20 protein-coding genes are annotated in these 24,716 nt (G+C 39.7%); 8 read left to right on the top strand and 12 right to left on the bottom strand.

Features of this window, described 5'->3' with window-relative positions:
* Nucleotides 1-4 precede the first annotated feature (4 nt).
* The gene (gene tpx / locus LEP1GSC195_RS16950; protein ID WP_015682126.1) at nucleotides 5-520 is read left to right on the top strand and encodes a thiol peroxidase; all 516 of its coding nucleotides are present in this window, start codon (nucleotides 5-7) and stop codon (nucleotides 518-520) included.
* Here tpx and LEP1GSC195_RS16945 read toward each other — a convergent pair.
* From LEP1GSC195_RS16945 to LEP1GSC195_RS16935, 3 genes are all read right to left on the bottom strand, one after another.
* A complete protein-coding gene (locus LEP1GSC195_RS16945; protein ID WP_015681455.1) occupies nucleotides 504-2,813 on the bottom strand; it encodes an ATP-binding protein in 2,310 nt (769 codons plus the stop codon). The genes tpx and LEP1GSC195_RS16945 overlap by 17 nt on opposite strands.
* Entirely contained in the window at nucleotides 2,810-3,901 is a 1,092-nt protein-coding gene (locus LEP1GSC195_RS16940) for a metallophosphoesterase family protein (protein WP_015682791.1), read from the bottom strand. Before LEP1GSC195_RS16940 ends, LEP1GSC195_RS16945 begins: the two co-directional genes overlap by 4 nt.
* 75 nt (nucleotides 3,902-3,976) lie before the next feature.
* Entirely contained in the window at nucleotides 3,977-5,170 is a 1,194-nt protein-coding gene (locus tag LEP1GSC195_RS16935) for a CaiB/BaiF CoA transferase family protein (protein WP_015680519.1), read from the bottom strand.
* 109 nt (nucleotides 5,171-5,279) lie between these two features.
* Here LEP1GSC195_RS16935 and LEP1GSC195_RS16930 point away from each other — a divergent pair, with 109 nt between their 5' ends.
* Nucleotides 5,280-9,509 (top strand): beta strand repeat-containing protein, encoded by a 4,230-nt coding sequence (locus tag LEP1GSC195_RS16930; RefSeq protein WP_015681769.1) that lies wholly within the window; start codon nucleotides 5,280-5,282, stop codon nucleotides 9,507-9,509.
* 2 nt (nucleotides 9,510-9,511) lie between these two features.
* Here LEP1GSC195_RS16930 and LEP1GSC195_RS16925 read toward each other — a convergent pair whose 3' ends face one another.
* Nucleotides 9,512-11,311 (bottom strand): sulfatase, encoded by a 1,800-nt coding sequence (locus tag LEP1GSC195_RS16925; RefSeq protein WP_015681122.1) that lies wholly within the window; start codon nucleotides 11,309-11,311, stop codon nucleotides 9,512-9,514.
* Nucleotides 11,312-11,314: 3 nt separating this feature from the next.
* Entirely contained in the window at nucleotides 11,315-11,704 is a 390-nt protein-coding gene (locus LEP1GSC195_RS16920; RefSeq protein WP_015681371.1) for a DMT family transporter, read from the bottom strand.
* On the opposite strand from LEP1GSC195_RS16920, the gene LEP1GSC195_RS16915 reads away from it, so the two are divergent.
* Nucleotides 11,699-12,598 carry an alpha/beta fold hydrolase gene (locus LEP1GSC195_RS16915; RefSeq protein WP_015681787.1) on the top strand — a complete coding sequence of 300 codons (900 nt, stop codon included), beginning with the start codon at nucleotides 11,699-11,701 and terminating at the stop codon, nucleotides 12,596-12,598. The two genes, LEP1GSC195_RS16920 and LEP1GSC195_RS16915, sit on opposite strands and share 6 nt — an antisense overlap.
* Nucleotides 12,599-12,611: 13 nt before the next feature.
* Here the strand turns inward: LEP1GSC195_RS16915 and LEP1GSC195_RS16910 are convergent, their stop codons facing one another.
* From LEP1GSC195_RS16910 to LEP1GSC195_RS16900, 3 genes are all read right to left on the bottom strand, one after another.
* On the bottom strand, nucleotides 12,612-13,346 hold the full coding sequence (locus LEP1GSC195_RS16910; RefSeq protein ID WP_040506903.1) for an alpha/beta fold hydrolase: 735 nt from the start codon (nucleotides 13,344-13,346) through the stop codon (nucleotides 12,612-12,614).
* A 72-nt stretch (nucleotides 13,347-13,418) separates the two neighbouring features.
* Complete coding sequence (gene lpdA / locus LEP1GSC195_RS16905; protein WP_015680783.1) at nucleotides 13,419-14,846, bottom strand: dihydrolipoyl dehydrogenase; 1,428 nt, start codon at nucleotides 14,844-14,846, stop codon at nucleotides 13,419-13,421.
* A 43-nt stretch (nucleotides 14,847-14,889) separates the two neighbouring features.
* Nucleotides 14,890-15,630 (bottom strand): class I SAM-dependent DNA methyltransferase, encoded by a 741-nt coding sequence (locus LEP1GSC195_RS16900; RefSeq protein WP_015681147.1) that lies wholly within the window; start codon nucleotides 15,628-15,630, stop codon nucleotides 14,890-14,892.
* A gap of 77 nt (nucleotides 15,631-15,707) precedes the next feature.
* Here LEP1GSC195_RS16900 and LEP1GSC195_RS16895 point away from each other — a divergent pair, with 77 nt between their 5' ends.
* From LEP1GSC195_RS16895 to LEP1GSC195_RS16880, 4 genes are read left to right on the top strand one after another with little or no spacing between them, the layout of a single operon-like run.
* Nucleotides 15,708-16,838, top strand: coding sequence for a hypothetical protein (locus tag LEP1GSC195_RS16895; RefSeq protein ID WP_015681566.1), 1,131 nt, complete (start codon nucleotides 15,708-15,710; stop codon nucleotides 16,836-16,838).
* Nucleotides 16,839-17,354 carry a chemotaxis protein CheX gene (locus LEP1GSC195_RS16890; protein ID WP_002986392.1) on the top strand — a complete coding sequence of 172 codons (516 nt, stop codon included), beginning with the start codon at nucleotides 16,839-16,841 and terminating at the stop codon, nucleotides 17,352-17,354.
* Between the two features lie 6 nt (nucleotides 17,355-17,360).
* A complete protein-coding gene (locus tag LEP1GSC195_RS16885) occupies nucleotides 17,361-18,398 on the top strand; it encodes an alpha/beta hydrolase (protein WP_015680553.1) in 1,038 nt (345 codons plus the stop codon).
* A 44-nt stretch (nucleotides 18,399-18,442) separates the two neighbouring features.
* Entirely contained in the window at nucleotides 18,443-19,924 is a 1,482-nt protein-coding gene (locus LEP1GSC195_RS16880) for a DUF342 domain-containing protein (protein WP_015680881.1), read from the top strand.
* An 11-nt stretch (nucleotides 19,925-19,935) separates the two neighbouring features.
* On the opposite strand, the gene msrA is transcribed toward LEP1GSC195_RS16880, so the two are convergent.
* Both msrA and mtnA read right to left on the bottom strand, forming a co-directional pair.
* Nucleotides 19,936-20,445 (bottom strand): peptide-methionine (S)-S-oxide reductase MsrA, encoded by a 510-nt coding sequence (msrA, locus tag LEP1GSC195_RS16875; RefSeq protein ID WP_040506901.1) that lies wholly within the window; start codon nucleotides 20,443-20,445, stop codon nucleotides 19,936-19,938.
* Nucleotides 20,442-21,515: an S-methyl-5-thioribose-1-phosphate isomerase gene (gene mtnA / locus LEP1GSC195_RS16870; RefSeq protein WP_015680575.1), complete on the bottom strand. Its 1,074-nt coding sequence runs from the start codon at nucleotides 21,513-21,515 to the stop codon at nucleotides 20,442-20,444. The genes msrA and mtnA overlap by 4 nt, the downstream gene beginning before the upstream one ends.
* A gap of 121 nt (nucleotides 21,516-21,636) precedes the next feature.
* Here mtnA and LEP1GSC195_RS16865 point away from each other — a divergent pair, with 121 nt between their 5' ends.
* The gene (locus LEP1GSC195_RS16865; RefSeq protein ID WP_015682698.1) at nucleotides 21,637-21,903 is read left to right on the top strand and encodes a sigma-54 down-regulated protein; all 267 of its coding nucleotides are present in this window, start codon (nucleotides 21,637-21,639) and stop codon (nucleotides 21,901-21,903) included.
* A gap of 37 nt (nucleotides 21,904-21,940) precedes the next feature.
* Here LEP1GSC195_RS16865 and LEP1GSC195_RS16860 read toward each other — a convergent pair whose 3' ends face one another.
* Nucleotides 21,941-22,651: a hypothetical protein gene (locus LEP1GSC195_RS16860; RefSeq protein WP_015681940.1), complete on the bottom strand. Its 711-nt coding sequence runs from the start codon at nucleotides 22,649-22,651 to the stop codon at nucleotides 21,941-21,943.
* On the bottom strand, nucleotides 22,648-24,465 hold the full coding sequence (locus LEP1GSC195_RS16855) for a CHAT domain-containing protein (protein WP_015681574.1): 1,818 nt from the start codon (nucleotides 24,463-24,465) through the stop codon (nucleotides 22,648-22,650). The genes LEP1GSC195_RS16860 and LEP1GSC195_RS16855 overlap by 4 nt, the downstream gene beginning before the upstream one ends.
* Nucleotides 24,466-24,716 lie beyond the last annotated feature (251 nt).

The raw sequence follows: 24,716 nt of genomic DNA, 5'->3' as shown, positions 1-24,716 counted from the left end.
AACAATGGCACAAGTCACACTCAAAGGAAATCCCGTTCCACTCGAAGGAAACCTTCCCAAACCAGGGGACAAAGCCCCCGACTTCCGCGTCGCAAAACAAGATTTAGGTGATCTTACACTAAAAGACCTAGCGGGTAAAGTAAAAATTCTAGTAGCCGTTCCCAGTTTGGATACAGCCGTTTGTGCCTTGGAAACTAAAAAGTTTAATGAAAGGGCCGCCAAAGAAAATGGAATCACTACTCTCATTATCTCTGGTGACTTACCTTTTGCGATGAAACGATTTTGTTCTACAGAAGGAATCGATTCCGAAAATTTGATTACGGGATCTCAGTTCAAAGATTTTTCTTTTTCCAAAAATTACGGAACTCATATCGCTGCCGGTCCACTGGCTGGGCTTTCCGCTAGAGCAGTTTTCGTTGTTGATAAAGACGATATCATTCGTTATACAGAACTAGTACCAGAAATAGGAAGTGAACCTAATTATGATACAGTTCTTGCGGAAGCTAAGAAACTGGTTTAGTCAATTCATGGATTTGGCAGGGGAGGTTGAGTCCCGCTGCCAATTCTTTGATTTTGGAAACAAGTTCCCCATCAAAACTAAAAAACACAACTCTCCAATCTTCTTCTGCACTGGCAACACATTGCAATGTATAGGCCAAAGCAGAATCTCGTCGACTTACATCCATATGACGGAATGGTTCATCTAACAAAAGGTAGGGTAAGCTAAATTGTTTGCCAATCCGAAACGCATATTCCAAACGCAATACAAAAGAAATTTGTTCTTTGGTTCCTGTGGATAGATTGTCAAAAACCAAACTTTCTTTAGAAGAATCAGTTGTGACCTGAATTTTATCCGAAAACCCATTCCACTGGATTTGTTTTGCGGGAAGAGAACCTCTAAGCGCATCCATTCGTATTTGTAAGGACTTAACAAGAGAGGACATTTTGTCCGAACTTTCCACTTGCATCTCAGAAAAGATTTCCCCCAATACTTCCAAGGCCTGGAAGTTTCTTTCCAAATCGTTTTTCCATTTTTCTTTTGTTTCCAAATCACGTTTGGTTAGTTCCCAGTTTTTTTGTGCAGGAACCATTTGCGATTCCAGAACGGCCTTTCCTGTATCTAATTTCTTTTCTAACTCCATTAAGTTACGTTCTAAATCGCGAATTTTATCGGAAAGGACTTGGATATTGTTCTCTAATCTTTGTTTGGTGGCTCTGTCTTCAGAGGAAAAGGTTTTAGGAACACCTTTTTTTTCTAAGTCAATAAGTTTGTCTTTTAGTTTGAGTTTCAACTCTCCTAAATCACTAGTTCCCCATTTTTTTGATTCTAATTTTAAAGATTCGACCAAGGTATGTAATTTTTCTTGTTTCAATCGAATTTGAACAAAAAACTCCGAAAGTTCTGAAAGAGAATGGACTCCCGCTTCTCGCCAAATAGTCGTTAGCTCCTTTTCTTTTTCAGAAAGAACTTCATTCGTTTTTTTATCTTCTGCTCGAAGCCGCGTGACCTCTTCTTCTAGGCTCGCCATCGCTGTCAGGATACTTTCTGATTCAAGTTTTTGTTTTGTGTATTCTCTATCAAATCTTTGGAAGGTAAGAGATAATGACTCCATACTGGGAGAATCCGGTTTCCACTCCCCTAATGTTTTGGTTTCCATCTCAGAAGTGATTCGGCGAATTATTTCATTCCATTTCGGTTCATCTCTTTCGAGTTGGATCTCCTTGGCACGAAAAACAAAATAGAATAATGAACCAAAAAGTATCGCGGGTAATAAATAAACCCATACACCAAAGTCAGAGAATAAAGAAAAAATAAGAGAAAAAATTCCTAAAAGCCCGGAGCCTCCCGCCAAATTTCTGTATAATGGATTCCAAACTGTTTTTTGAATTACAGGAGATTCTTCTTGGAATCTGCGTATCGTTTGTTTCCAAGTTTCAAAAAAATCAAAATACGATTCTAGTTTTTTGGATTTTTGTTCCACAACCGACTTTTGTCCTTTTGACAATTCCCATTTTGAATCTAAAGTTTGTATTCTTTCTTTAGAAAGAGAAAGTTTTTGTTCTAAAGATTTAATTTCTCCATCGAGGGTTTTTCCTTTTTTATCCCAGTCAGATTTTAAAATCTTTTCCTCTTGTTTCGATTGTGTTTCCAGTGTTTCCCATTGTAATAATTGGCCGTAGACACGATCCACTTCACTATGTTCTTCGGTTTCTTTGTATTCGCCAAATGCCATTTGTTGATTGGATTTCTCTAGTAGGGTAGATTCCAAAGTTTCTTTTAATTTTTGGCGTTCGGTTTCCCAAACGGGAAGGTCAGCAAATTGAGAAGAAATCTTATTTAAGGACAATTCCGAGGCGTCAAACCTTTGTTTAGCGGACTCCAACTCAGACAAAGCCAAAATCCATTCTTTGGCAGATTTTCTTGTTCCCGATTTGGCAGAAAGCTGTTCTACTTGTTCTTTCAGCTGAGAAGGATTGTATCCACTATCGAATATTGTCTGTTCGATGGTAGATACGAGTTCCTTTTCGGAACCCACATCCATATTCCCTTCGCGGATCACAAGAGAATTTAAATATAAATTTTGAGAAATCGAAAGTTTAGTAATTCCTAAATCAGAAATTCGTTCTGGCTTATAACGGGCGTTAAGCAAAGCTCCATACTTTGTACTTCCCACTACTTTCACAAGAGCCGATACAAAAGCATCCAGGATGGTTGTTTTTCCTGATTCATTGGGACCTGTAAATACAGTCACTTTTCCGATAGAAAATTCTTTTTTGGAAAAGATACCGAAGTTTTCTAATTTTAATTTCATCGGTTTTTCTTTCCTTCTAAAATCAATCGAATGCCAGTGACCCTTGTGTGTCTCCAAAGTGAAGGATCCATTTGTGCTTTTCTTTCATTCATTTTGTCTAGGAATTGTTTCACAAATTCATTCTCAGACAAATGTTGAATCACAGCGATTTGGGATTCATCTGGATCAAATTCCAAAATACGAAACTTCGATTTCCAATCCCGAAGAACAGATTCTTGAAATTTTTGTTTTTCTGTCATCGAGTCCACATATCCCACAAAACGAAACACAATCCAATCCTTGGGACTGGTTCCTCGTAAATAAGTTTCGACACTCTCTTCTGGTTTCCCTTCGGTATCCAAAGAAACTAAAATCTCTCTGTACTCACCAGCCTCTTTCCAATATACAGGTTCTGTCCGAACTTTAGATCCATCGATATGGATAAAAATTCCACCCCTGGGCCCGGACTCTCCTTTTCTCCAAACACGAGAGGAACCCGCATAACCAACGCTACAGTTCCCAACAGTTCCCATACGAGCTCGGTGGAGGTGTCCAATCGCAAGATAATCTAAACCTAAGTTTTGGATGAGGTGGGGATCAAGATACGACCCGCCTTCCTCTTCTTCCTCACTAAGACCTGTAAAACTCATTCCGGGAACAGTTCCATGAGCAAGGCCAATCCGAAGTTTGGTTTGTTTGGGAGGTGGAGGAGATAACAACAAACCAGAATAGTTTTCTTGGTGAGGGATGGATAAAAATTCGATTCCTTTATCCTCAAATAAAGAATAAGGTATTTCGTCGAGAACCTTTACCTTTGAGGACCAATCATAATCCACATAACGGTTGCTATTTCCTTTTTTCTCTAGAATTTCATGGTTTCCTGGAAGGAAATACACAAGACCTGAATAGGAAGAAACTACTTTTAAGAACTCCGACCGAAGCCCCTCCAGATCAGGGAAGGTATTAAAAAGATCCCCACAAAATAGAATACGATCGCATTTTGATTGTTCTGCTGTTTCAAAAATTTCGCTGAGAACAGCTAAGGAATAGTTTTTTTCATCTTTGGAACTTTGGGAAAGGTGGAGGTCAGAAACTTGTAATAACTTCATATTGTATGATTAGGGGAGAGTTTACCTCCCCCCTGGGACAAATTAAAGAAATTACGAAAAAAAAGCAAGGAGCGGTTAAATCACCCGGTCTTTTTTAAACTCCGCAATTTTTTCTTTTGGATAGCCCAAACCGCCCAAAATCTCCTCAGTATGTTCCCCGTGTTCCGGCGGATCATTTCTGTAGGCAAAAGGAGTTTCAGAAAAATGGAAAGGAGAACCAAACTGGAGGATAGGGCCGTATTTGGGATGGTTTCTTTCGATTACCATCCCTCTATCTTTCATATGTGGGTCTTGCGCTACTTCTTTCATATTCAAGATAGGGGAAAGACAAGCATCTGTATTATCAAAGATGGGTTGTAAATCGGCATACGTTTTGGATTTAAAATAATCAGTTAACTTTTGTTTAATGACAGGAATATTTTCTTCGTTCATCGGATGGTCTTTGGTAAGGTTCTCCATTCCTGCAGCTCGTAAAAAAGTTTGAAAGAACATATCTTCCAAAGCCCCGAGAGCCACATACCTTCCTTCTTTGGTTTCATATACATTATAATTTGGTAATTTACCAGAGAGAATATCATTCCCAGCTTCTGGAGAAGTTTCAGAGGCTGACAAAATTCCACCGTATAACGAAAGAAATTGGAGAGAAGCATCTGTCATAGAGATATCTATCCGTTGCCCTTTGCCTGTTTTTTCTCGATAGTAAAGGGCCGCAAGGATGGCAGAAAGGGCCGTAAGTGTTCCTCCACCTACATCGGCCAATTGGAAACCAGCTGGCCTTGGAGGCTTTCCTGTTTGATCCAGAACTCCCGAGATCGCAAGGTAGTTTAAATCATGTCCCGCGAAGTCTACGTACTTACCCGAAGTTCCATACCCAGAAATTCCACAGTAAATCAAACGAGGGAATTTTTCTTTTAAGACATCATATCCAATTCCCATCTTATCCATTCCATCGGGCCGAAAACCTTCGAGTAAAATGTCAGCATCTTCCAGAAGTTTAAAGAGAATTTCTTTTGCAGATTCTCTTTTTAAGTTCAGTGTGATCGCTTTTTTGTTTCGATTCAACATCATAAACAATGCAGGATATCCTGTTTTTCCTTTGAACATCGCGCGAGAACCATCATAAGCTCTTGGGTTTTCAATTTTAATGACTTCGGCTCCCATGTCCGCTAAGTGCTGCGAACAAAGTGGGCCTGGTAGGAGTAAAGATAAGTCGACTACTTTCACACCAGCAAGTGGTCCTTGGGAAGTTTCATTTATGTTATTGTTCATTTGGTTTTATTGCATTTCCTGGAAATTTTTTTCTGATTTAGGGTAATTTTTCTCGTAATATATACAGGGAGATCCCTAACTGGGAGCCTTAAGAGGACAATAGGAAATCATGTTCAGAGTTTGTATTTCCATCGTCTTTCTTTTTTTCTCCATTCTCTCTGTATCCTGCCAATCCATAACACCAATTAATTTACAGATGTTATTCGGTTCTTTCTTTGCTTCGACAATAGGGCAAGGTTCTGTCATTTACGATGCTCCGAATTTTTTATTTACGAGTGAAAATGGAAGACAAGCAGAATTCACAGTTCGTTTGAACATAGAGCCAAACAGTTCAGTGAGAATTGGTCCCATTTCTGTCTCTGATTCCACAGAAGGTGTTTTACTATCAGCAACCTATCTTGAGTTTACTGAAGATAATTGGGATGCTCCACAAAGCGTACGTTTGGCGGGAGTGGATGATTTACTCTCCGATGGTAATCAAAACTACAGAGTCCAATTGGGTACCACCTCCTCTTCCGACATTCGATTTTCCTCTCAAGGACTTCCTGTATTACTTGTGGTCAATACAGATAATGAATCCTCTGGAGTGGCAGCAAGCCCCACATTTGGCCTAATCACTTCCGAAACGGGAGCCACAGGAAACATTGCTTATGTTTTACAAACAAGACCAATGCAAGATGTCTATATTCGAAACTTTGTTTCAAATGATACCACCGAAGCCACTGTGGCAACAGTAGAACTTGTATTTACACCTAACAACTGGGATGTGCCCCAAACTGTCACAGTCACCGGTATTGACGACTTTAGTGTGGATGATAGTACATTCCAAATTTCTGCCGATGTAACTGTATCCAATGATCCTGCTTACTTAGGAAAACCAGTTCCTATCATTACGGGAACCAATGTGGATGATGATGTGGCTGGGTTTACTGTAGTCAATCTATCAGGACTCACCACAACAGAGGCCGGTGGGGCTGTTAGCTTTGCCGTAGTGCTAAACACTTTACCAACTAATTCGGTAACTATTCCTTCCATTGTAGCTACACCGAGTTCAGAAGGTACGGCAAGTCCGGCATCGCTTACCTTTGCTCCAGGAGAATGGTTCACTCCAAAAATTGTTACTGTTACGGGTGTAGATGATTATATTGTAGATGGGTCAAGTACAGTCTCAATTGTAACTGGTGCGGCGACCTCTTCCGATACCGATTACAATGGTTTGGCGGGACCAGTCTTTCCTTCTGTTACCAATACGGATGATGATGTTCCAGGATTTGTCCTTACAACTCCTGGGAGTTTGACCATATCAGAAAATGGAGGTAATCTTTCTTTTGCCATCCATCTTTCTTCCCAACCGCCTCATGGATTTACAGTGACACTCACAGGCATAACTGAAAACCATTCCATCACTAATGCCAGCACAACAAGTCTAGTATTTACCAATGCCAATTGGAACGTAGATCAATTTGTCAATATCACAACGAACAACAATTCGATTGATGAAGATACAAGGACTGTCACCTTACAATTTGGAAACGTAAATACTGGTGGCTCCGCAGATCCAATATACAATTCGGTAACACCACCTGCACAAGTAACGATCCTTGTCACAGATGATGATACGGCAGGATTTACTGTCACACCAGTGGGTGGCCTTGTGGTTCATGAAAACGGAACCCCTTCCACAGAAACCTTTACCGTAGTTTTGAATTCGGAGCCGACAAACTCGGTGAGTATTCCAAGTATCACATCCAGTAATACCTCAGAAATAACCGTATCACCTGCATCTTTAAACTTTACTACAGGGAACTGGAACACACCTCAAACCGTTACCATTACATCCGTGTTAGATGGATCAGACGATGGGGACCAAAATGTAAATATTTCTTTTGGAAATTCATCCTCTACAGATCCCAAATACAATGCTATCTCCATTGCGGCGGTAACTGCCATCAATACCGATAGTAATGAACCCTTGGTTCGCATCCAAAACCTATCTGCATCTTCTATGGTGGAAAACGGTAGTTCTACCATTACTTTCGAAATTAGACTTTCATTAAAACCGAGCTCCAATGTAACGATTGGTCCGATTACTTCTTCGGATGGAACAGAAGCGGTATTACTCAATAGTACTGCAGGAGTTGCGGCCTCACGAACACTTACCTTTACACCAACGAACGGGCAGGCTGCAAACTATACTGGCAATACCAGCGAGAGTGGTTGGGATGTGGTGCAAGTTGTTAGCATTCGTTCTGTCTCCGATTCCTTTGATGATGGGAATCTTCCAGTGACCATCCATATCCCACAAGCCAGTGGATCTTATTTCGCGGGCCTTTATCCCACAGGAACTCTTCCTGGATACACAGAAGCTAGCGGGAATTTGGTGGTGACAGTCACAGACAACGATACAGTTGGTTTCACCATTTCATCGACTACGTTAAATCTTACAGAAGGAGGAAGTGACGGAACCTTCACTGTCCGTTTAAATTCGGCTCCGTGTGACACTCCTGGTAATTTAGCGGCTTGTGCTTCTGGTTCTGCCACCATTCCGATTACAGGGGAAACCTTTAACTTACCCGATTCCACTCAATATACTTTCTCACCGGCAAGTCTTACCTTCACTCACGCCAACTTCTCTACAGCACAAACAGTGACAGTTATGGTCACCAATGATTCTATCAACGAAATCAACACAAGAACCCATACGCTAACGTTAGGTGCCATTACAGGATCGGGAACCGATTATGAAGGTTTGAATCCTTCAGACATCACAATCAATATCACTGATGATGATAATCCATCTCCCAGTATTTTATTTACTTTGGACTCAGGACAACCCTACTTCACAACAGAAGCAGGACAATCCGCAATGTACAGCCTACGACTGGGAAGCCGCCCTCTTCCTGGAAACCAAGTCACAGTGACCGTTGCCACTTCTGATGCCACGGAAGGGATGATCAATGATGGAGGATCCCCTGTCAGCTCAAAACAATATCTTTTTACTGATGCGAACTGGAGCACTTCCATCCCCGTGGAAATCCAAGGAGTTTCCGATGTATTAACTGATGGGAACGTAAGTTATACGGTGACAGTGAATGGGACGGAAACCGGGTCCACACCTTCCTGGTATGTTAGCTTTGTTGGAAGTACAGGAGATACTGCCACCCTTCTTAATTATAGTATTTCTGAGAACCCTGTCACGGTAATCACCCCTACAAACCTAACACGGGCAGAAAATTCTTCTGCTTTTCCTATCTATATTTTACTTAGCCAAGCTCCCACAGATGATGTTACTGTTCCCATTTCCGTAACCACAACTTTCCCATGTGAGCTCGTTGCCAGCCCTTCTGTTCCACAATTTTCTCTATCCGCAAGTTCTGTGACTATTACCAGTGCCAATTGGAATACAATTGGAGCACATAACACGATCACTGTGACTCCGAATGATGACGCTGTCGATGATGGGAATGTATCTTGCCCCATTGTTGTGGGAATCCTTTCTTCCACTGACGGATTTTATAATGCAGTGAACCCTTATCCTTCTTCTAACTATCCAATGCTTACATTGAATGATAATGATAGTGCGGGGGTCACTAGTTCAGGATTTACTCCGGCCACGGTGATTACTTCCCAATCGGGGGCTTCTTCCGAATTTTATATTCATTTGGATTCACAACCCACAACCAATGTCACTGTGAACTTCAGCACATCCCCTGGGGGCATTGTGAGTTTTCCCACAGCACCTCTCACCTTCACACCGAGTAATTTTGGATCAGCCCAACTTGTCACCGTAACAGGACTTGATACAGCAAGCCTAGGGGATGTGAGTTATACTATATCTTCTGTTGTCACATCGGGAGAAACGGGTACGGGCTTCGCACCCTCCGCTATTTACAGCGCACTCACTCCTTTATCCATCTCAGGGAATCATATCAATTATATATATGATATCGTCCCTTGCACTGATCCCAATCCTGTGAATGCTTGCGGGACATCTCCCAATAGCTCAGGAGGGCTTGTCACTTCACCTAACTTAATGACTACGGAAATTGGTGGTCAGTCCAGATTCCAAGTTCGGTTACGGGCACGACCAGCATCTAATGTTACCATTCCTATTACTAGTTCTAATGTTGCCGAAGGAACATCTTCAGTTTCTAGTTTGGTGTTTACTTCCAGCGATTGGAATACCTTCCAAAACGTAGTCCTTACGGGAGTTGATGATTTCCTTGTTGATGGAAATATGGCGTATTCGGTTTTATTTGGTTCTCTTAGTGGCGGAGGGAGTGGGGTTCATGGAGAGACATTGCCGTCTGTATCAGTCACAAACCAAGACAATGATTGAAACTATTGCACATATCCTTGTTTCTTTAGAATTTCTAAAGCATCAGTTCCCAACTCTTGTTTAGAAGAATAGGATTTTTTTTGCCCACCTTCTTTCCAAAAATAAACTTTTGCCTTAGGTATGATCATTGGCCTTTGAGGTCCAGATTCGTATAACAAATCACAGTTGGAACTGCAAGAAGCCATACTCACACCAAAATATCCAGTAAAGATTTCTGTTTTCGGAATTTGTTTTTTAGAAAACAATACAGTGAATTCGGGAAAACTCACATCGGGATACACTTCAAAACTAATTTCAAATGCTTCAGTTCGTTTTGTATGAATCTGCACTAATTTTCCCTTCTCTTCCAAAACTAGGCCATCGGGAACATTTGCCATACGAATGGTACCTTGTGGTACTCGAATTTGTATTTCTGTATCTTTAGATTCTGGTTGGATGGAAAGATGATACAAAGGAAGTTTTGGCTCCATAGAACGAATTTGTTTCCAAAACCTAATGATTTTCTTTTCCAACGATGGATTTAATTTCATGTTCTTAATCGATGTAATATTCGAAATACGTAATGGATTTTCTTGGTTAGGATCTTTTTTGGAATCAGAATACAAATAGAACTCACTTCCGACAGAACCCTGCCAAAATTTTCCTAATTCATGAAAACGATAAGACCTTTGTAAAAGAAACTCCGATCCTTCTCCATACCCTTGTGTAAACCTAGTTTCACCGTAATATGTTCGTTTGGTGGTTTCTAAGTTTCCAATTAAAGGTTTGAGTGATTTTCCCTGAATGGACTTAGGAATCGGAAGTTCACAATAATCAAGAACTGTTGGAAATAAATCAATAGACCTTGTCATAGAAGATATCGATTGTTTTAAAGTTGAACCAGGCAATTTAATCAGGAGTGGTACATGGATATTTTCTAAAAACAAATCCTGACCATGTCCATAATAAGTATTTGTTCCAGTAAACGGAGAGATCGCATGAGCACTATGCATCACTTCCCCATGATCTGCTGTGATAAGGACGAGTGTATTGTCCCAAAGATTTTTGGTTTTGAGTTCTTCAAAAACTTTTCCCAACTCTTCATCCACAAAGGCCACTTCCCCGAGATAATTCATTTTCTTTTCATCTAAAATTTCTTTTGTTTGAATCCGATTGGTAAATCCTGGTGGTGGAGTATAGGGTTTGTGTGGATCGTTATAATTTAAAAAAAGAAAAAAAGGTTTTTCCTGCGAAGAAATTTCATCCAATACTTCAAATGTTTTTTTAGTAATTCTTCTTGTATCTTCGTTATAACTAGAAAAGTCGTATAACGAATCAAAGCCGACATTCACCCCAAGTCCAAACTTATCTGTCAAAAATGGATTGTTCCCTACCATATAAGTAACAAACGAGTTGTCTTTTAATAACTTAGGAAGAGGATGTTTTTCACTTCGATAAAATGCTTCCACTTCTGATTTAGTTGTAGGATAATCCCAAAAATTAACTGGATTTGCTGAAGCATATTTCCCTGTAAAAAATACCAGAGTGGATGGCCTCGTCCATGCTGCATTGACCAAATGGTATTGGAAGTTAATCCCCGTTTTTTGAAACAACTCCAAGTTAGGAGTCACACCATAACGACCAATGATATCGCCTCTTAGGGAATCAATGACAATCCAAAGGACATTGGGGCGTTTCTGTATGGCTGGCGAAACAGACTCCTTGTCTAATACGGAATCTGTTTTTTTACAAAGAAAAAAGAAAAGTAAAGTAAATAGAAAAAGTAGTGTTTTTTGTTTTATAGTAACAGATTTAGGTTTCAAGATTTACGATTTAACATCAAACATTTGCAAGGCGGTAAGCCAAACACCCACCAAAATAAAGGCAATCCCTAACCATTGAGTTAAATTTAATCTTTCTTTAAAAAAAAGTGAAGACGCAATCAGGACTATGATAAATCCGCTAGAAGTAAACACGGGATAGGCGAGAGAGAGCTTCAAACCTTTCCCCAAAACATATCTATATCCAAGCAGTGCCAATCCAAAACTAACAAGCCCACCGATGAAGTAAGGATTGAACACAGTAAAGATTGTATCCCAAAGACCACCTGACAAAGTTTTTGTTTGGTCTTGTAAGGAAGAGGATTTGATTAAAATATTAGCTAATGCATTGAAGAATACGGCTATACAGAAGAAGAGGATGACCTGGAATTGCATGGGATAGAGACAAAATCCGATCTCAATCGGGAAGGGTCAAATAGAAAAATGAAACAAAAATCCTTTCGGTTCAGAAACTGGGAATGTGCATATTTAGATTCGGAAACTCCGGGTCCTGTTCTCATTTTCTGTCATGCCAATGGCTATAGTGCCGGCTGTTACAATTATTATTTTCCATTGTTATCAAAACACTTCCGAGTGATTGCTCCCGATTTTTTAGGACATGGTCGTTCTGAGTTCAGCTTACAATTTCATAACTGGAATGTCTTTCGAGACCAGATCTTAGCACTCCTCGATCATGAATCCATTCTAAAAACAAATATCATTGGTCATTCACTGGGAGGTGCCTCTTCTCTCCTCGCTGCCGCTAAAGAACCTTCTCGTTTTGAAAAGGTTCTAGTCATGGATCCAGTGATCCTTGGTTGGAAGATGATCCTTCTTTCTAAATTTTTAGAAAACCCACTCGCAAAAGGTGCCAAAAAAAGAAGAACCCATTTCAAATCTATAGAACTTGTTAGGCGGTCATTTCGAAAATTTCCTGCTTTTGCAAACTTTGAGCCTTCTATCTTTGAAGACTATTTAAACTCTTGTTTTGTAAGTACAGGCCACGAATTAGAAGTCAAACTTTGTTGTGACCCACGAGTAGAAGCAAGGATCTTTGGCCATGCCCACTTCCATGTTTTCAAAAACTTTTACGGAATAGAAACGGAAAACCACATTGCCATACCAGAAAAATTTGAAGTTTGTAGCCCTAAGTATGCGAACCTTCTGGCAAAAGTAAATCCTAAGTCTGATGTCACCATCTTCCCTGGGTTCACTCATTTTTTTCCCTTTGAAAGACCGAAAGAAACATGGGATTGGATGAGGAAGTGTTTGGAAATAAAAGAAGGGTAAGGGAGTAACTATCCTACCTGAATCTACCGATTTGTATGTATGTTAATATTGCGTCCTGAACCTCGGGCGCATCCATAATATAATTGTGAGATCTTTCCACTATAAGGAAATCTTTCCTGTTCTCCAATATCGTATTAGAAACAGAAACTCTGCCATCATCAATTCCTGGAATGATAAAGGAAGAGATAGGATCTAAAGTGAAATCTCCAGTAATGATTGCAAATTCAAAATTAGGTAACCCTAAGGAATGAACAAAACTTGAAGGATCCGTTTTGATTTGGGCTAAGATAGGACCGAAAAAAGAATTCAAAAATTTGAATTGAGAAAGAAGATCTGCAATCTCACTTCCTTGATTGGGAGGAGCTAACATTATAACTCTCCCTAGATTTTTGATCTGATTTGTCTTTAGATAATATCTAACAATCACCCCTCCAAGTGAATGAGTAACAAAATGAATTTTTTTATCCTGGCAATGATCCGAAATCTGTGAAGAAAGATAAGAATCAGCAATTTCTTGAATACTTAGCGTTGTAGAAGGATAATCAATAGATACAACATAAAATCCTTTCTGAATCAGAAAGTCCCGAAGATGACGTAAATGATTAGAAGATCTTAGATATCCATGAACCAAAACAATACATTCTTGGCTGGGACCAATCCTTGGATTTTGAGTCAGCCTTTCCTCGGAACAATTCAAAATCCAAATTAGAGTAAAAATCGAAATAGAATTTAGGATTATCTTTCTCATTAACTTAAAAGATATGACAGGTAGACTACTCAACCTTATGCTCACTGCACAACCCAATCCCCGCATAACTTTCTATATATTGATCGCTTCCCCAAGAACCGCCGCTGCACTTTCCATAATTCCTTCTGACAAAGTAGGATGGGCATGAATGGTGTTTGCAAGCTCCCGAACAGTAATTTCCATATTGGCACCTAATGTTAGCTCGGCGATCAGTTCTGTCGCCCCACTCCCAATGATATGTGCTCCTAAGATTTCACCATGTTTTTTATCAGAAACGATTTTAATCATACCGGTAGTGTCTCCTTGGGCCTGGGCTCTTCCGCTGGCAGTGAATGGAAATTTTCCAATGGAAACTTCATACCCTTGAGCTTTTGCTTTTTCTTCTGTAAGGCCTACACTCGCGACCTCTGGATGGCAATACGTACAACCTGGGATATAGGAATAGTTTAATCTAACAATTTGTAGGTGATGAGGGTTACCCAATCGAAAAGAAATATCTTCCGCAGCACGGATTCCTTCGGCACTGGCTACATGGGCAAGAGCTGGTGTGGGAATACAATCCCCAATGGCATAAATATGATCCACTGTAGAACGATAGTTCCCAACAAAGTCAACAAATCCGTTTTTTAGTTTGATACCGATTTCATCCAGACCTATGGAACTAGTATTTGGTGTGATTCCCACCCCAACAATCACCTTATCAAAGTTTAACTTTTCTTTTTTAGCAGATTTACGATCTTGTAAAGTAAGCTCCACTCCTGAATCTGAGACCGTAGCTGTCTCTACACCAAAACTCAAATATTGTTCTATCCCTCGTTTTTTAAAACTTCTTTCTAATACTCCTGAAATTTCTACATCTTCATTGGGAAGAAGATGGTCTTGGAATTCAATGATAGAAACCTTAGAACCCATACTCGCATAAAAATCGGCAAACTCTACACCGATGGCACCTGCCCCAATAATGGCAAGATTGGGGATCACCTTGGGTTCTATCATCGCATCTCTAGCAGATAACACACGTTTCCCGTCAAATGGCAAAAAAGGGAGCGCTTTGGTTTTAGCACCCACAGCTAAAATAAAAAAATCGGCAGTATATATGTTTGATTCCCCGGAACTCGGTTTGACTTGGATGGTTTTGGAATTTTGGAAACTAGCCTCTCCATTTACTACGGTGATTTTGTTTTTCTTCATCAGAAATTCAACACCCTTGGCCATTTGGTCGGCAACAGAGCGAGAGCGTTTGATCACAGCATCGAAGTCGGCTTTGATATTATCACAAGAAAGTCCGAAGGAGGCTGCGTGTTTTAAATGTTCCAATACATGTGCACTTTCTAACAGTGCTTTGGTGGGGATACAACCCCAGTTCAAACATACACCCCCGAGTTTTTCACGCTCAACTATGCATGTTTGCAAACCTAATTGTGCTGCACGGATGGCTGCGACATAACCGCCAGGCCCTCCTCCAATAACGATGACTTGGAAATGGTTTGGATTGGACATACGAACTCCCGATAGATTGGGATACCGTACGAAAAAAAGAAAGTCAAGACCTCTTTTTGGCTACAATAAGCATCCTTGCGCCGGTTTTTATATATTTTTCGCCGTCGTAATTGCTATAAACATGAAGGACGTCAAATTTATTATCGTCTAAGAAATTCTGAACTTGTGGGAAATGAAACACACGCATGGTATGTTTGTCTTTTAAATCTTTTTGATTCAAATTATAAACATAATTTACTTCCACAATGGCGACATCATCTGCTCTTGTTAGACGAAATCCACGATTCCTTCGAATGGAAGTGTCACCTTGCCTCACGTTACTCACGGTAGTGATGGGTTTTCGTTTGATTCTGTGAATAGGGTCTGCGTTCCAGATTTCCAAAATCAAAAGCCCAGCTTGTTTTAAATTTTTATAACAATTGCGAAGGAAATTCTGAACTAAGTCATCATTAATGAGATAATTAAAGGTTCCGTACAAACAAATTACAGAGTCTACCTGTTGTTTGGCGACGTAAACCTCCATTTTCCCAAGTTCAAACTGGCAATGAGGAAATCGTGCCTTGGCAATCTCCAACATTCTAGGAGATCCGTCTACACCCAAGGGTTTGAAACCCATTCCTTGTAATTCCTTTATATGTTCCCCGGTCCCGCAGCCAATGTCCAATACTGTATGTATTTTATGTCGCTTAAATGTATCCCGAAGGAAGAGGATTTCTTCCGAAAACTTGCGGCTTGCTTCTTCGATGGTAAAATAGTATTCGGCCAATTCGGAATAGAGTTTCATTTGCCCCTAGCGGACAGGGAAAATCAGTTCAGCGAATCCCCATTTTACCCGTTATATTGAGTAACGGCTAAGTCATTATGAAACGATATACAATTCCCACATTTTTTTTCATCATCGGAGTCATCCTTCAGTATATACTCTATTTTTCCTGGGTGAGTTTTACTCTCCTCGCCGTTTCCTGTTTGTTACTCGCTTTGTTTTTATACAGTTTGGATTTTCAGAAGCCGGAGTCCCAAAATCAAACGGATCATAATCTAAATAATGAAGGTTTACCAAAAATGGATCTGCATACAGATGTAGTCTTTGATACAGAAACATCTCTGCCTACAGTACCTTCCAATGCGGAGCCAAAACCCAAAGATATCCTCTGGAAAAAAGATCCTATCTTACTTGCCAGAGAACAGATCCATGCCGAAGGACGATCGTTGTTTTGCGAAACGGTAAAGGAATTCCCCTTTCCTTTTTTAACTGAGAAACTCACTTCCATCCAATATTTCTATTTTGATGGAAAAGAATTTAAGGAATGTTATTGGCAAAAAGCCGGGATGATGGTGGAAACCGATGACAATCCTGTAGAATGGGACGAATATGAAGAAGGAAGAGTAAAAGAACTTCTCCCTGCCATTTCCATCGATAAACGCAAGTTATACATTCCACTTACCATGAATGCACATTTATTTGGTTTTTTATGTTTTTCAACCAAAGAGGTTTGGAATGAATCCGAAATCCAATCTTTCTGGGAGAAGTCTACCATCATCTCAGAAAAAATTATGCTAAAAAGAGAATATGCAAAGGTAACAAAACATCCCATTTCCAAACTCTTCAATGTGTCTCACTTTTATCAAATGGCAAAATCAGTTTTTGAATCCAAAGAAAAAGTAACACTAATTCTATTCAAATTCATTGATACCAACTTCCAATCAGAAATTGCAATAGGACTCAACCTACTTGGAAAACAAAACGCAAGTATTGGTTTAGGTTTGTATCAACTAGAAGAGAACCTGTACGCAGCCCTAGTTTCCAATGATAGGCTAGATATTTTTTCAGAATTTTTCAAACAATTCATAGAGGAATTGGATAGTCTCGGTTATCCTTCGGAAGTAGCACTTGGTTTTTCGAACCAATCCGTTCCTGAAATCAAATTTGATATTTGGATCAAAGCCGCATACAAATCCTTGGAAGAGAGTATCCTCTACCACGCAGCATAAATGGATCCGTTAATTGATGAAAAATTTATCCTGACTGTTTCGCAAGTATTACCAGAGCATTTTCAAAAATCTTTACTTGTTTATGCGGAACGAGAAGCTTACGGTCCTTCTAAAAATGAAGGACTTTGTTTTGAGAATTGTACACTTGTCGAATTTGTTGGTGATATCAATGGAAAAGTATATCTAGCCTTAGACGGTTACACAAAACTCAAACTCCTTCCCAAAATTGCAAAGGCATTTCAAATTGATCCCACTTCCCGTTCTCATTCAGCTTCCATCATGATGGAATTTGCAAACCAGATCGCAGGAAAATTAATTACAGAGATGAGACTGGGACGTTACGAAATTGATATTTTGCCACCAGAAAATTTAAATCATAAACTGGTTCCCATATCCTTAGAACACTTTCGCCAGTACATTCTTATCTTCAATCTCAAAGACAGAAGAGGAGAAGACTATATGGGCAGACTCTATTTGATTTTATTGTTGGAAAAATTTCCTACCCCAAAAAACTAAATCCCAATGAAACCTTATGTTTTGGCAATTCCACTCATCTTGGGTTATGCAGGACTTAAACAAAAAAAATCTTTAGAACGTAAAGAACTCAGATTGCCCGAGACAGGAAGGCGAGTGTTTCATTTTTATCCGACAGGAAAAAATCCAGAATCATTACCAGGTGTTTATATCCAACATGGAATGAGTGCCATGGGGATTGACGACCCACGGATTTTGGAACTTGCAGAAAACATTGCCAGCTCCAACCATAGTGTCATTCTTCCTGAACTTCCCGAAGTGAAGGGATTAAAAATCGAAGAAAAGACCATTTCCAACATCCAGGATTTAATGATGGAAATTTACTCCGCAAAACAACTGTTTAATGGATATGATTTAGGATATTTATCTGCCAGCTTTTCAGGTGGAATGGGACTTATTGCCGCTTCCAAATCCAATACAAAAAACAAAATCAAATCATCCATGGTCATTGGTGCCTATTGTGATTTTTTAGACACAGTGCCCTTTGTCTTTTCTAACTATACTATCGATCCGTACGCAGTGTACGTCATTCTTTTCAATTTTCTCCATCGTTTTGAACCGACCCTTGCAGAAGAATTAGAACCCGTATACTTCGAGGCCGCATTAGACAATGGACTGAAACGGATTGGAAACGATATCCGTGCGGAATCATTACTTGCGAAGACCTCAAGTAGAGCCAAGGAATTCTTTTTTCAAGTGGGAACTGATGAAAATTTACGAATGGAAATAGCGAACCGCGTTCTTGATACTGTTCCCCCAAACCTCCCCGAAAATCTTTCCCCTTTTTATCAAATGGAAACACTCGCTGGTCCCGTGGCCTTACTCCATGGAAAAACAGACTCCGTAATTTCGCCGGAAGAATCGGAAAAACTGGCCCGCCTCTTCCAAACAAAAGAAATTTCCTATGTCCACCGTACCTCCACTGCCCTAACCCATGGGGATAGCCTCCCTCTGCATTCCCAAATCTTTGGAGTTCCGGCCCTCCTCCAAACCTTCGGAAGTTTTCTATATTGGCTCCGCCGATAGAAATTCTCGTTTCTCCTAAGAAACCTGCCGATACTTTTAACAGAATGGACGTTAAAAATGCACCGGACTTCAATCCGGAACGGGGACTGAAAATCCAAATCTCCGAGGATCGACTGACTGCAACTTTGGTGACAAAACCAATTTGGTTGTTAGGTGGTTCTATGAGCAATATTCTAATTTATGAAGCTCTAGACAATGCAACCATTCATCGGGATCGGATTTTGATGAAAGAGGTGGATAAGGCTGCCATCGAAATCGATAAAATATTAAAAGATCCCACAAAAGTAAGAGATGATTTTAATTTTATAGTGGCTCAAGGGAATCCCGCCAAACAAGGGGAAAGTGGTTGGATTAAATTTTATTTCCCAAGAGCGCAACGTGTTGTTCTAAAAGATGACGGATCAGCAGATTACAGAAACATAAATAAATACGTTCACGTAAAAGAAGGCGAAAGACTCGCTACACTTTTTGAAGGAATTGCGGGGGAACAGGGTGTTGATGTTTTAGGAAATCCCATTTACCCCAATCCGATCGATAGACCAAGGCTCACTCTAGGTAAAAACATCCTTCCCAAAACTGTTGAGGATCCAGAAAAACCTGGGCGACAACTCAAAGAATATTTTGCATCCCTTAGCGGAGTTGTTTTTTCAACAGACACTTCTCTTACTGTATCTCCAGAATTAAATATTGAAAGTAACATTGGACTTGGAACGGGAAACATCAACTTTGAAGGTACCATTCGAGTCAAAGGAACCATTGAGGAAGGTGCAATTGTCAACTGCCAAGGTTCTTTATATTTAGATGGTAACGTGGAATCTTCCGATGTAATTGTGGGCGAAGACTTAGAAGTCAAAGGTGGAGTCAAAGCCAAAGGGAAAGGTGTCATTCGCATCAAAGGAGACCTTCGCGCAAAATTCATTGAAAATGGAAACCTTGAAATCGATGGCGATTGTATTGTTGAAAATTTTATTTTAGGAAGTAAAATTCTTTGTTTAGGAAACGTAATCCTAACGGGGGAATCTTCCTCCATCATTGGATCTGATATTGTTTCTTACCAAGGAATCACTGTATCTTCTCTAGGTTCTACTGCTCAAATGGACACTGTTGTAGAAGTAGGATTTCATTTTAGAAATGATAGGCTCTTAACAGAAGGTAGTTCTAGACTTGCCGAGTTTGAACGCGAACTAGAGGCCCTGGTTCCAGAAATTCAAAAAATCAAAGAAGTCGTGCAAAGGTCTCGTGGTAAATTGGATGATGCGAGAAAAGAAAAGTTCAAAGAAATTTTTGATGCTTACCAGAAAAAAAGTAAAACTGTTGAACTACTCAAATCTAAAATAGAAGAACTCAAAGGCGCTCGTTACAACCAAGACAATGTTAAGGTGGTAGTGCGTAACACAGCCCATCCCGGTGCGGTGATAAAATACAGAAGGCAAGTGGAAAAAATTACCAAAGCCCAAACTGCATTTGTGATGAACTTCTTTCCTAACCAAGAAAAAGCAATGTTAACTGCTTTTAAGGGAAAATAACCTTACAACGATTACAGCTTAAGTCCCATTTTTTTTAGTTTGGGAAAAATCACATAATGGCAATAGGGATTTTGTGGGTTGAGAGTAAAATAATTCTGGTGGTAATCTTCCGCTGGATAAAACTCTGGAGCCGGTGAAATTTCTGTTACAATGGGATCGGGAAAAAGATAAGCATGTTTTCTTTTCGATTCCACTGCTAAATCTTTTTGTTTTTCATTCAGATAAAAGATAACAGAACGATACTGTGTTCCCACATCATTGCCCTGTTTATTGAGTGTGGTGGGATCATGAGACGCCCAAAAGATTTCTAAAATTTTTGAGTAGGTAATGACCTCGGGATCAAATTCAATTTCGATTACCTCTGCATGACCAGTGGTTCCTGTACAAATTTCTTTGTAAGTTGGATGGGAAGTAGATCCACCTGCGTATCCAGACTTCACAGATAGAATTCCAGGAATCCTAAGATATACGGCCTCCGTACACCAAAAACACCCGCTACCTAAAATTGCTTTTTCCGTCATACATTCTTTAGACGAAGGGAAATCTCCGCTGGTACGAAACATCCAAATTCTGTGATAAAGTTTTTGATTAAGTGAGCTTTTGTTACATCAAAGGAGGGGTTGAGAGCTCTTGCACCCACAGGAGACGTCTTTCCTTCAGGAAATAAATACTTTCCGTCCGATCCTTTTAAAAAATCAAACTGAGTCACTTCTGATTCTTTACGCATCTCAATAGGGATTTCTTCTCCCGTTTTTAAATTTAAATCAAAACTATCTTTTGTGGCACATACGTAGAAAGGTACACCATGTTCTTTTGCGACTATCCCTAAATTGTAAGTTCCGATTTTGTTCGCGGTGTCTCCGTTGGCCGCAACTCGATCGCAACCAACAAGGACGGCATCAATCTTACGATGGTTCATTAGCCATCCAGACATTCCATCGGTGATGATATAACATTCGATTCCTTCTTCCATCATTTCGAATGCAGTGAGCCGAGAACCTTGCAGAAAAGGCCTAGTTTCATCTGCATAAACCACTACCTTTTTTCCAGCGTCACGCAAACTTCGAATCACACCAAGGGCGGTTCCATGACCGGCTGTGGCAAGTGCCCCCGTATTACAATGAGTGATGATATGAAATTCCTTTTGGTCCTTGGGAAACAAAGAAACTCCATTTTCCCCCAAAGCCTTGTTTGCTGCCAAATCGTCCCTCATCATTTCTAGGCCATAGGTTTCCCAAATCTTTGTAATGGATTCCCAACCAGAATTTCCTTGGATTCGTTTTTTTGCCTCAAGAATGGCATAACTTAAATTGACCGCCGTGGGTCTTGACTCAAGTACAGAAGAAAGTAATGTTTCTATGTCTTCGGGATTGGCTACACCTGACTGAGATTTGGCGCCTAATGTGAGACCAAATACCCCGGTGATGGCAATGGCCGGTGCTCCCCTAACAGCCATTTCGCGGATTGCTACAATCGTTTCTTCGGCTGAGCTTAATTTCAGAAATTCTTTTTTCCCCGGCAGAATTCGTTGGTCGAGAAGTTCTAAATATGTGGATTTCCACTGGATGGGCAAAAATTCCGGATGAGGCATCTATCCATTTTTTTGGTGCGATGCAGGAAAAAAATACAAAAACGGGTTGACGGATTCCTGTGCACCGCACAAAAAGAGATAGTGCATCGCACAAAACAAGAACCGAAAAGGAAAAATGAAAATGGAACAACAAGTAAAAGACGGATTAAACTTCATCCTAGGCGCAGTGAACACAGCAAAAGTAGAAGCGGAAAAAGCGTTTTCTGAAATCAGCACTGGATTCCAAAACCTAGCAGCAAAAGGTGCTCAAGACCAAAGCGAAGTTTCTGTAAACCTTAGAAAATACCTTCAAGAAGGCCTTTCTCAAGTAGAAACAATCATTGGAAAAGCAAACACTGTTGTAGCTGAAACAAAAGCAAAAGTAGCAACTGCTACATCTAAAGCTTAATTAAATTTTTTTCTAAACAAAACCCGGATACTTACCTCTATCCGGGATTTTTTTTAATCATTCCCTCTCGCCAATCTTTCCAATACTCACCCAACTCTTTTGTAAAATAATCTTCCAAAGCATTTAAATCGGGAAAATTATCATAATTGATTTCAAAAGATGTTAAATTTTTTTCTGCTGAGGTAAGTAACCTTGTCCGAAACAAATCCATCACTTCCAACCGAAATTCCTGAAACAATCGATCCATACTGATATTTACAAACTGAAAGAATTTTTCTAATGCACTTACAAAGATATGGTCTGCAGATAAAAATGAATACTCAACCGAGTCCTTTGCCATCTCCACAAAGAGAGATTCCCATAAATCGGCCAAAATACTTTCTTTATTTTTACAATCGTACGCCTGGCAAATAGAAGCCCCATAAAAGGAAAAGTTTTGGCTTTTAGGATCACCAGTAAAAATTGGATGGATCATACAACCTATGCGTTGTTTGGTTGGATCCACGTATCCCAAAAAAGGACAATTATAGGTCATATCATCTTTTTTTGGAATGTGGGCTTCTTTGGTTTCTCTTTCTTTACGAAAGATAGGAAAACTATGGCGAACTTCAAAATTGACCGTAGTTTGAAATTCGGAAGTCCGTTCTAACAATAAAGTTTTGAATTCTTTGGGTTGTAGTTTTAAATTAAATAATCCGCAACAAGCACCACAAGATACGTTACCAACATCCGGATGGCATAAACTCAACTCTGCTTGGCTCCTAATACAAATGGAGTAAGGCCGTTAAACACTAGTTCCAAATCACCAGTTTCTTTTTTTTCTTTAAAGTAAGTTGGAAAAGGAATTACAATTTTTCGACTTTCATGAACCAAAACTAAATTTCCTTTTTGATTAGAAAGTTGTTCTTGTAATTTGTCTTTGGATCCAGGAGAGGATGGATATAAATAAGCAGGTTTAATGCCTTTGAAATAAAAATGCGGATTGTGATTTTCAGAAACTAAAAGAATACTGACTCTTTCCAATTCAGAGAATTCTAATAACATATTCTCTAAAAAAAACTGCAAAATAATTTGGAAAGATTCAATTTCTTCTTCTTTGATTTCCTCTCGTTCCCAAGATTCCATCCATCCAACAATTTTGAAAATAGTTTCTTTTTGTTCGTGTAAAACAGGCAAAGCCATTTCCAAAATACTTGAAATCTTTAATTTTTGGAAATCCCAAACACATCCATATACAAGTTCCCACCATTTACGAAGTGACACCGCATCATCCGGGTTATTCGGAATCGATTTGTTCATCGCGTGTGCCGCATGGTCGCTAAAAACCATCATACCAACCACTTGACTGATCGCTTCGAACAATTTGGACAAACTAAGAAGATTGTTTTTATCAATGGATTTTGATTTACTAGTATTGATGAACTTGGAATAAGCAACGGCAATCGGAGTAGGATAAAATTCTAGAACCGTAGTAGGATTTAGAATTTTTGCAGAATGGAATATTTTTCTTTCTTTGACGAATAAAGAAAAATCTGGATTTCCATACAAGGCATAGTTAGCCCAAGTTAAATCATTAGCGTGGTAGTTTCGTCTTGCGAATTCTTTGGACAAAAACAAAGACTCCCCAACAGATTTATCAGAAAACAAAAAAGTATAGAACCGGACTGTAAAATCTATCGTTCTTTCGTTGTCCAAAATCTCCCAGTTCGTACCGACAAATGTTTTGATACCCGCAGTCAAAAATGCTCCGGCGTATTGGTTCATAATATTTGTATTTAATTTTTTACCTGCAGATTTTGCAGACATACAGGAGTTAGAAAATACTAAGTCGGTATCAATTCCTGTTGATTTGATTTCACGTGCCTTTAATACTTTTCCATCGGACAATAGCCAACCATTCTCCAGAGAATCATCCGAAAAATGAAGATGCCCCGAATAATGAATGATATGTTTGTCTTTGATAAGAGAAAGTAACTTTAGTTTGGTGACTTGTTTGCCGCCAATAAACTCTAGTTCCAAAAGATGAGTGGGAACCTTTTGGCTGAGTACAGAAAAAAGCACTTCCCCTTCTTTTTGTGCGTGAGGTAAGTCTTCTGTCGGATCGGCAATGATGAGCATCTTGATCTTTCGGTTCTCTTGGTGTGTGGGACGGTGTAAACCGCCTCGGATGGTTTTTCCAATTCGAAATTTATCGGATAGAAAACTGGTTCCATCATGGAGTAGTTCCCAAGGAACCAAGGCAAGAGCCGGATCAATATTAAAATGAATACTATGTTTAGTTGTGTTTTTTAATTTTTCAATGATGGAGAGGGGAAAAAACTGTTGGTAAAAAGTTTCCCCTAACACTTTTAAATCTTGAAGGATGTCAGCATTGAGAATTTGGTTTGGATTGGAAAGAACCGACTGAGAAACGTGGACAAGTCTCTCTACTTCCCCTAAATATTCGAATATTAAATCATCGTCTAACGTGGATTGAATGTGAGATTCTTCAACAGGAAGATTATCTTCCAAAACATTGAAAATATTAACGTTACCAACTCTATCGATGATAAGGGAGAGCATGCTCCCTCGAACCTATCCGACAAGGATAGACAAGTCAAACGATTTTGATTGGCCAGGACCTACAAACTCTATGGTGTAACTACCTGGGATTAACCCCGAAAAGCTAGCACTGCCTTCTAAACTGATTTTGCTTGAAAGGATAAACCGTCCTTCTCTACGAAGGTTTACTTGTTGGAAGGCTGGTGTTCCCTCTGCCTTTACAGATAGGTATACCTCTCCCTGGTTTTCTTTTACGATTTGGTAGTAGAATT

Origin of the sequence: Leptospira wolbachii serovar Codice str. CDC, assembly GCF_000332515.2 — a bacterium.
In the GTDB taxonomy this organism is placed as follows: Bacteria; Spirochaetota; Leptospiria; order Leptospirales; family Leptospiraceae; genus Leptospira_A; species Leptospira_A wolbachii.
Note: the sequence above shows the minus strand (reverse complement) of the source record. Positions and strands in the feature narration are given on the sequence as shown.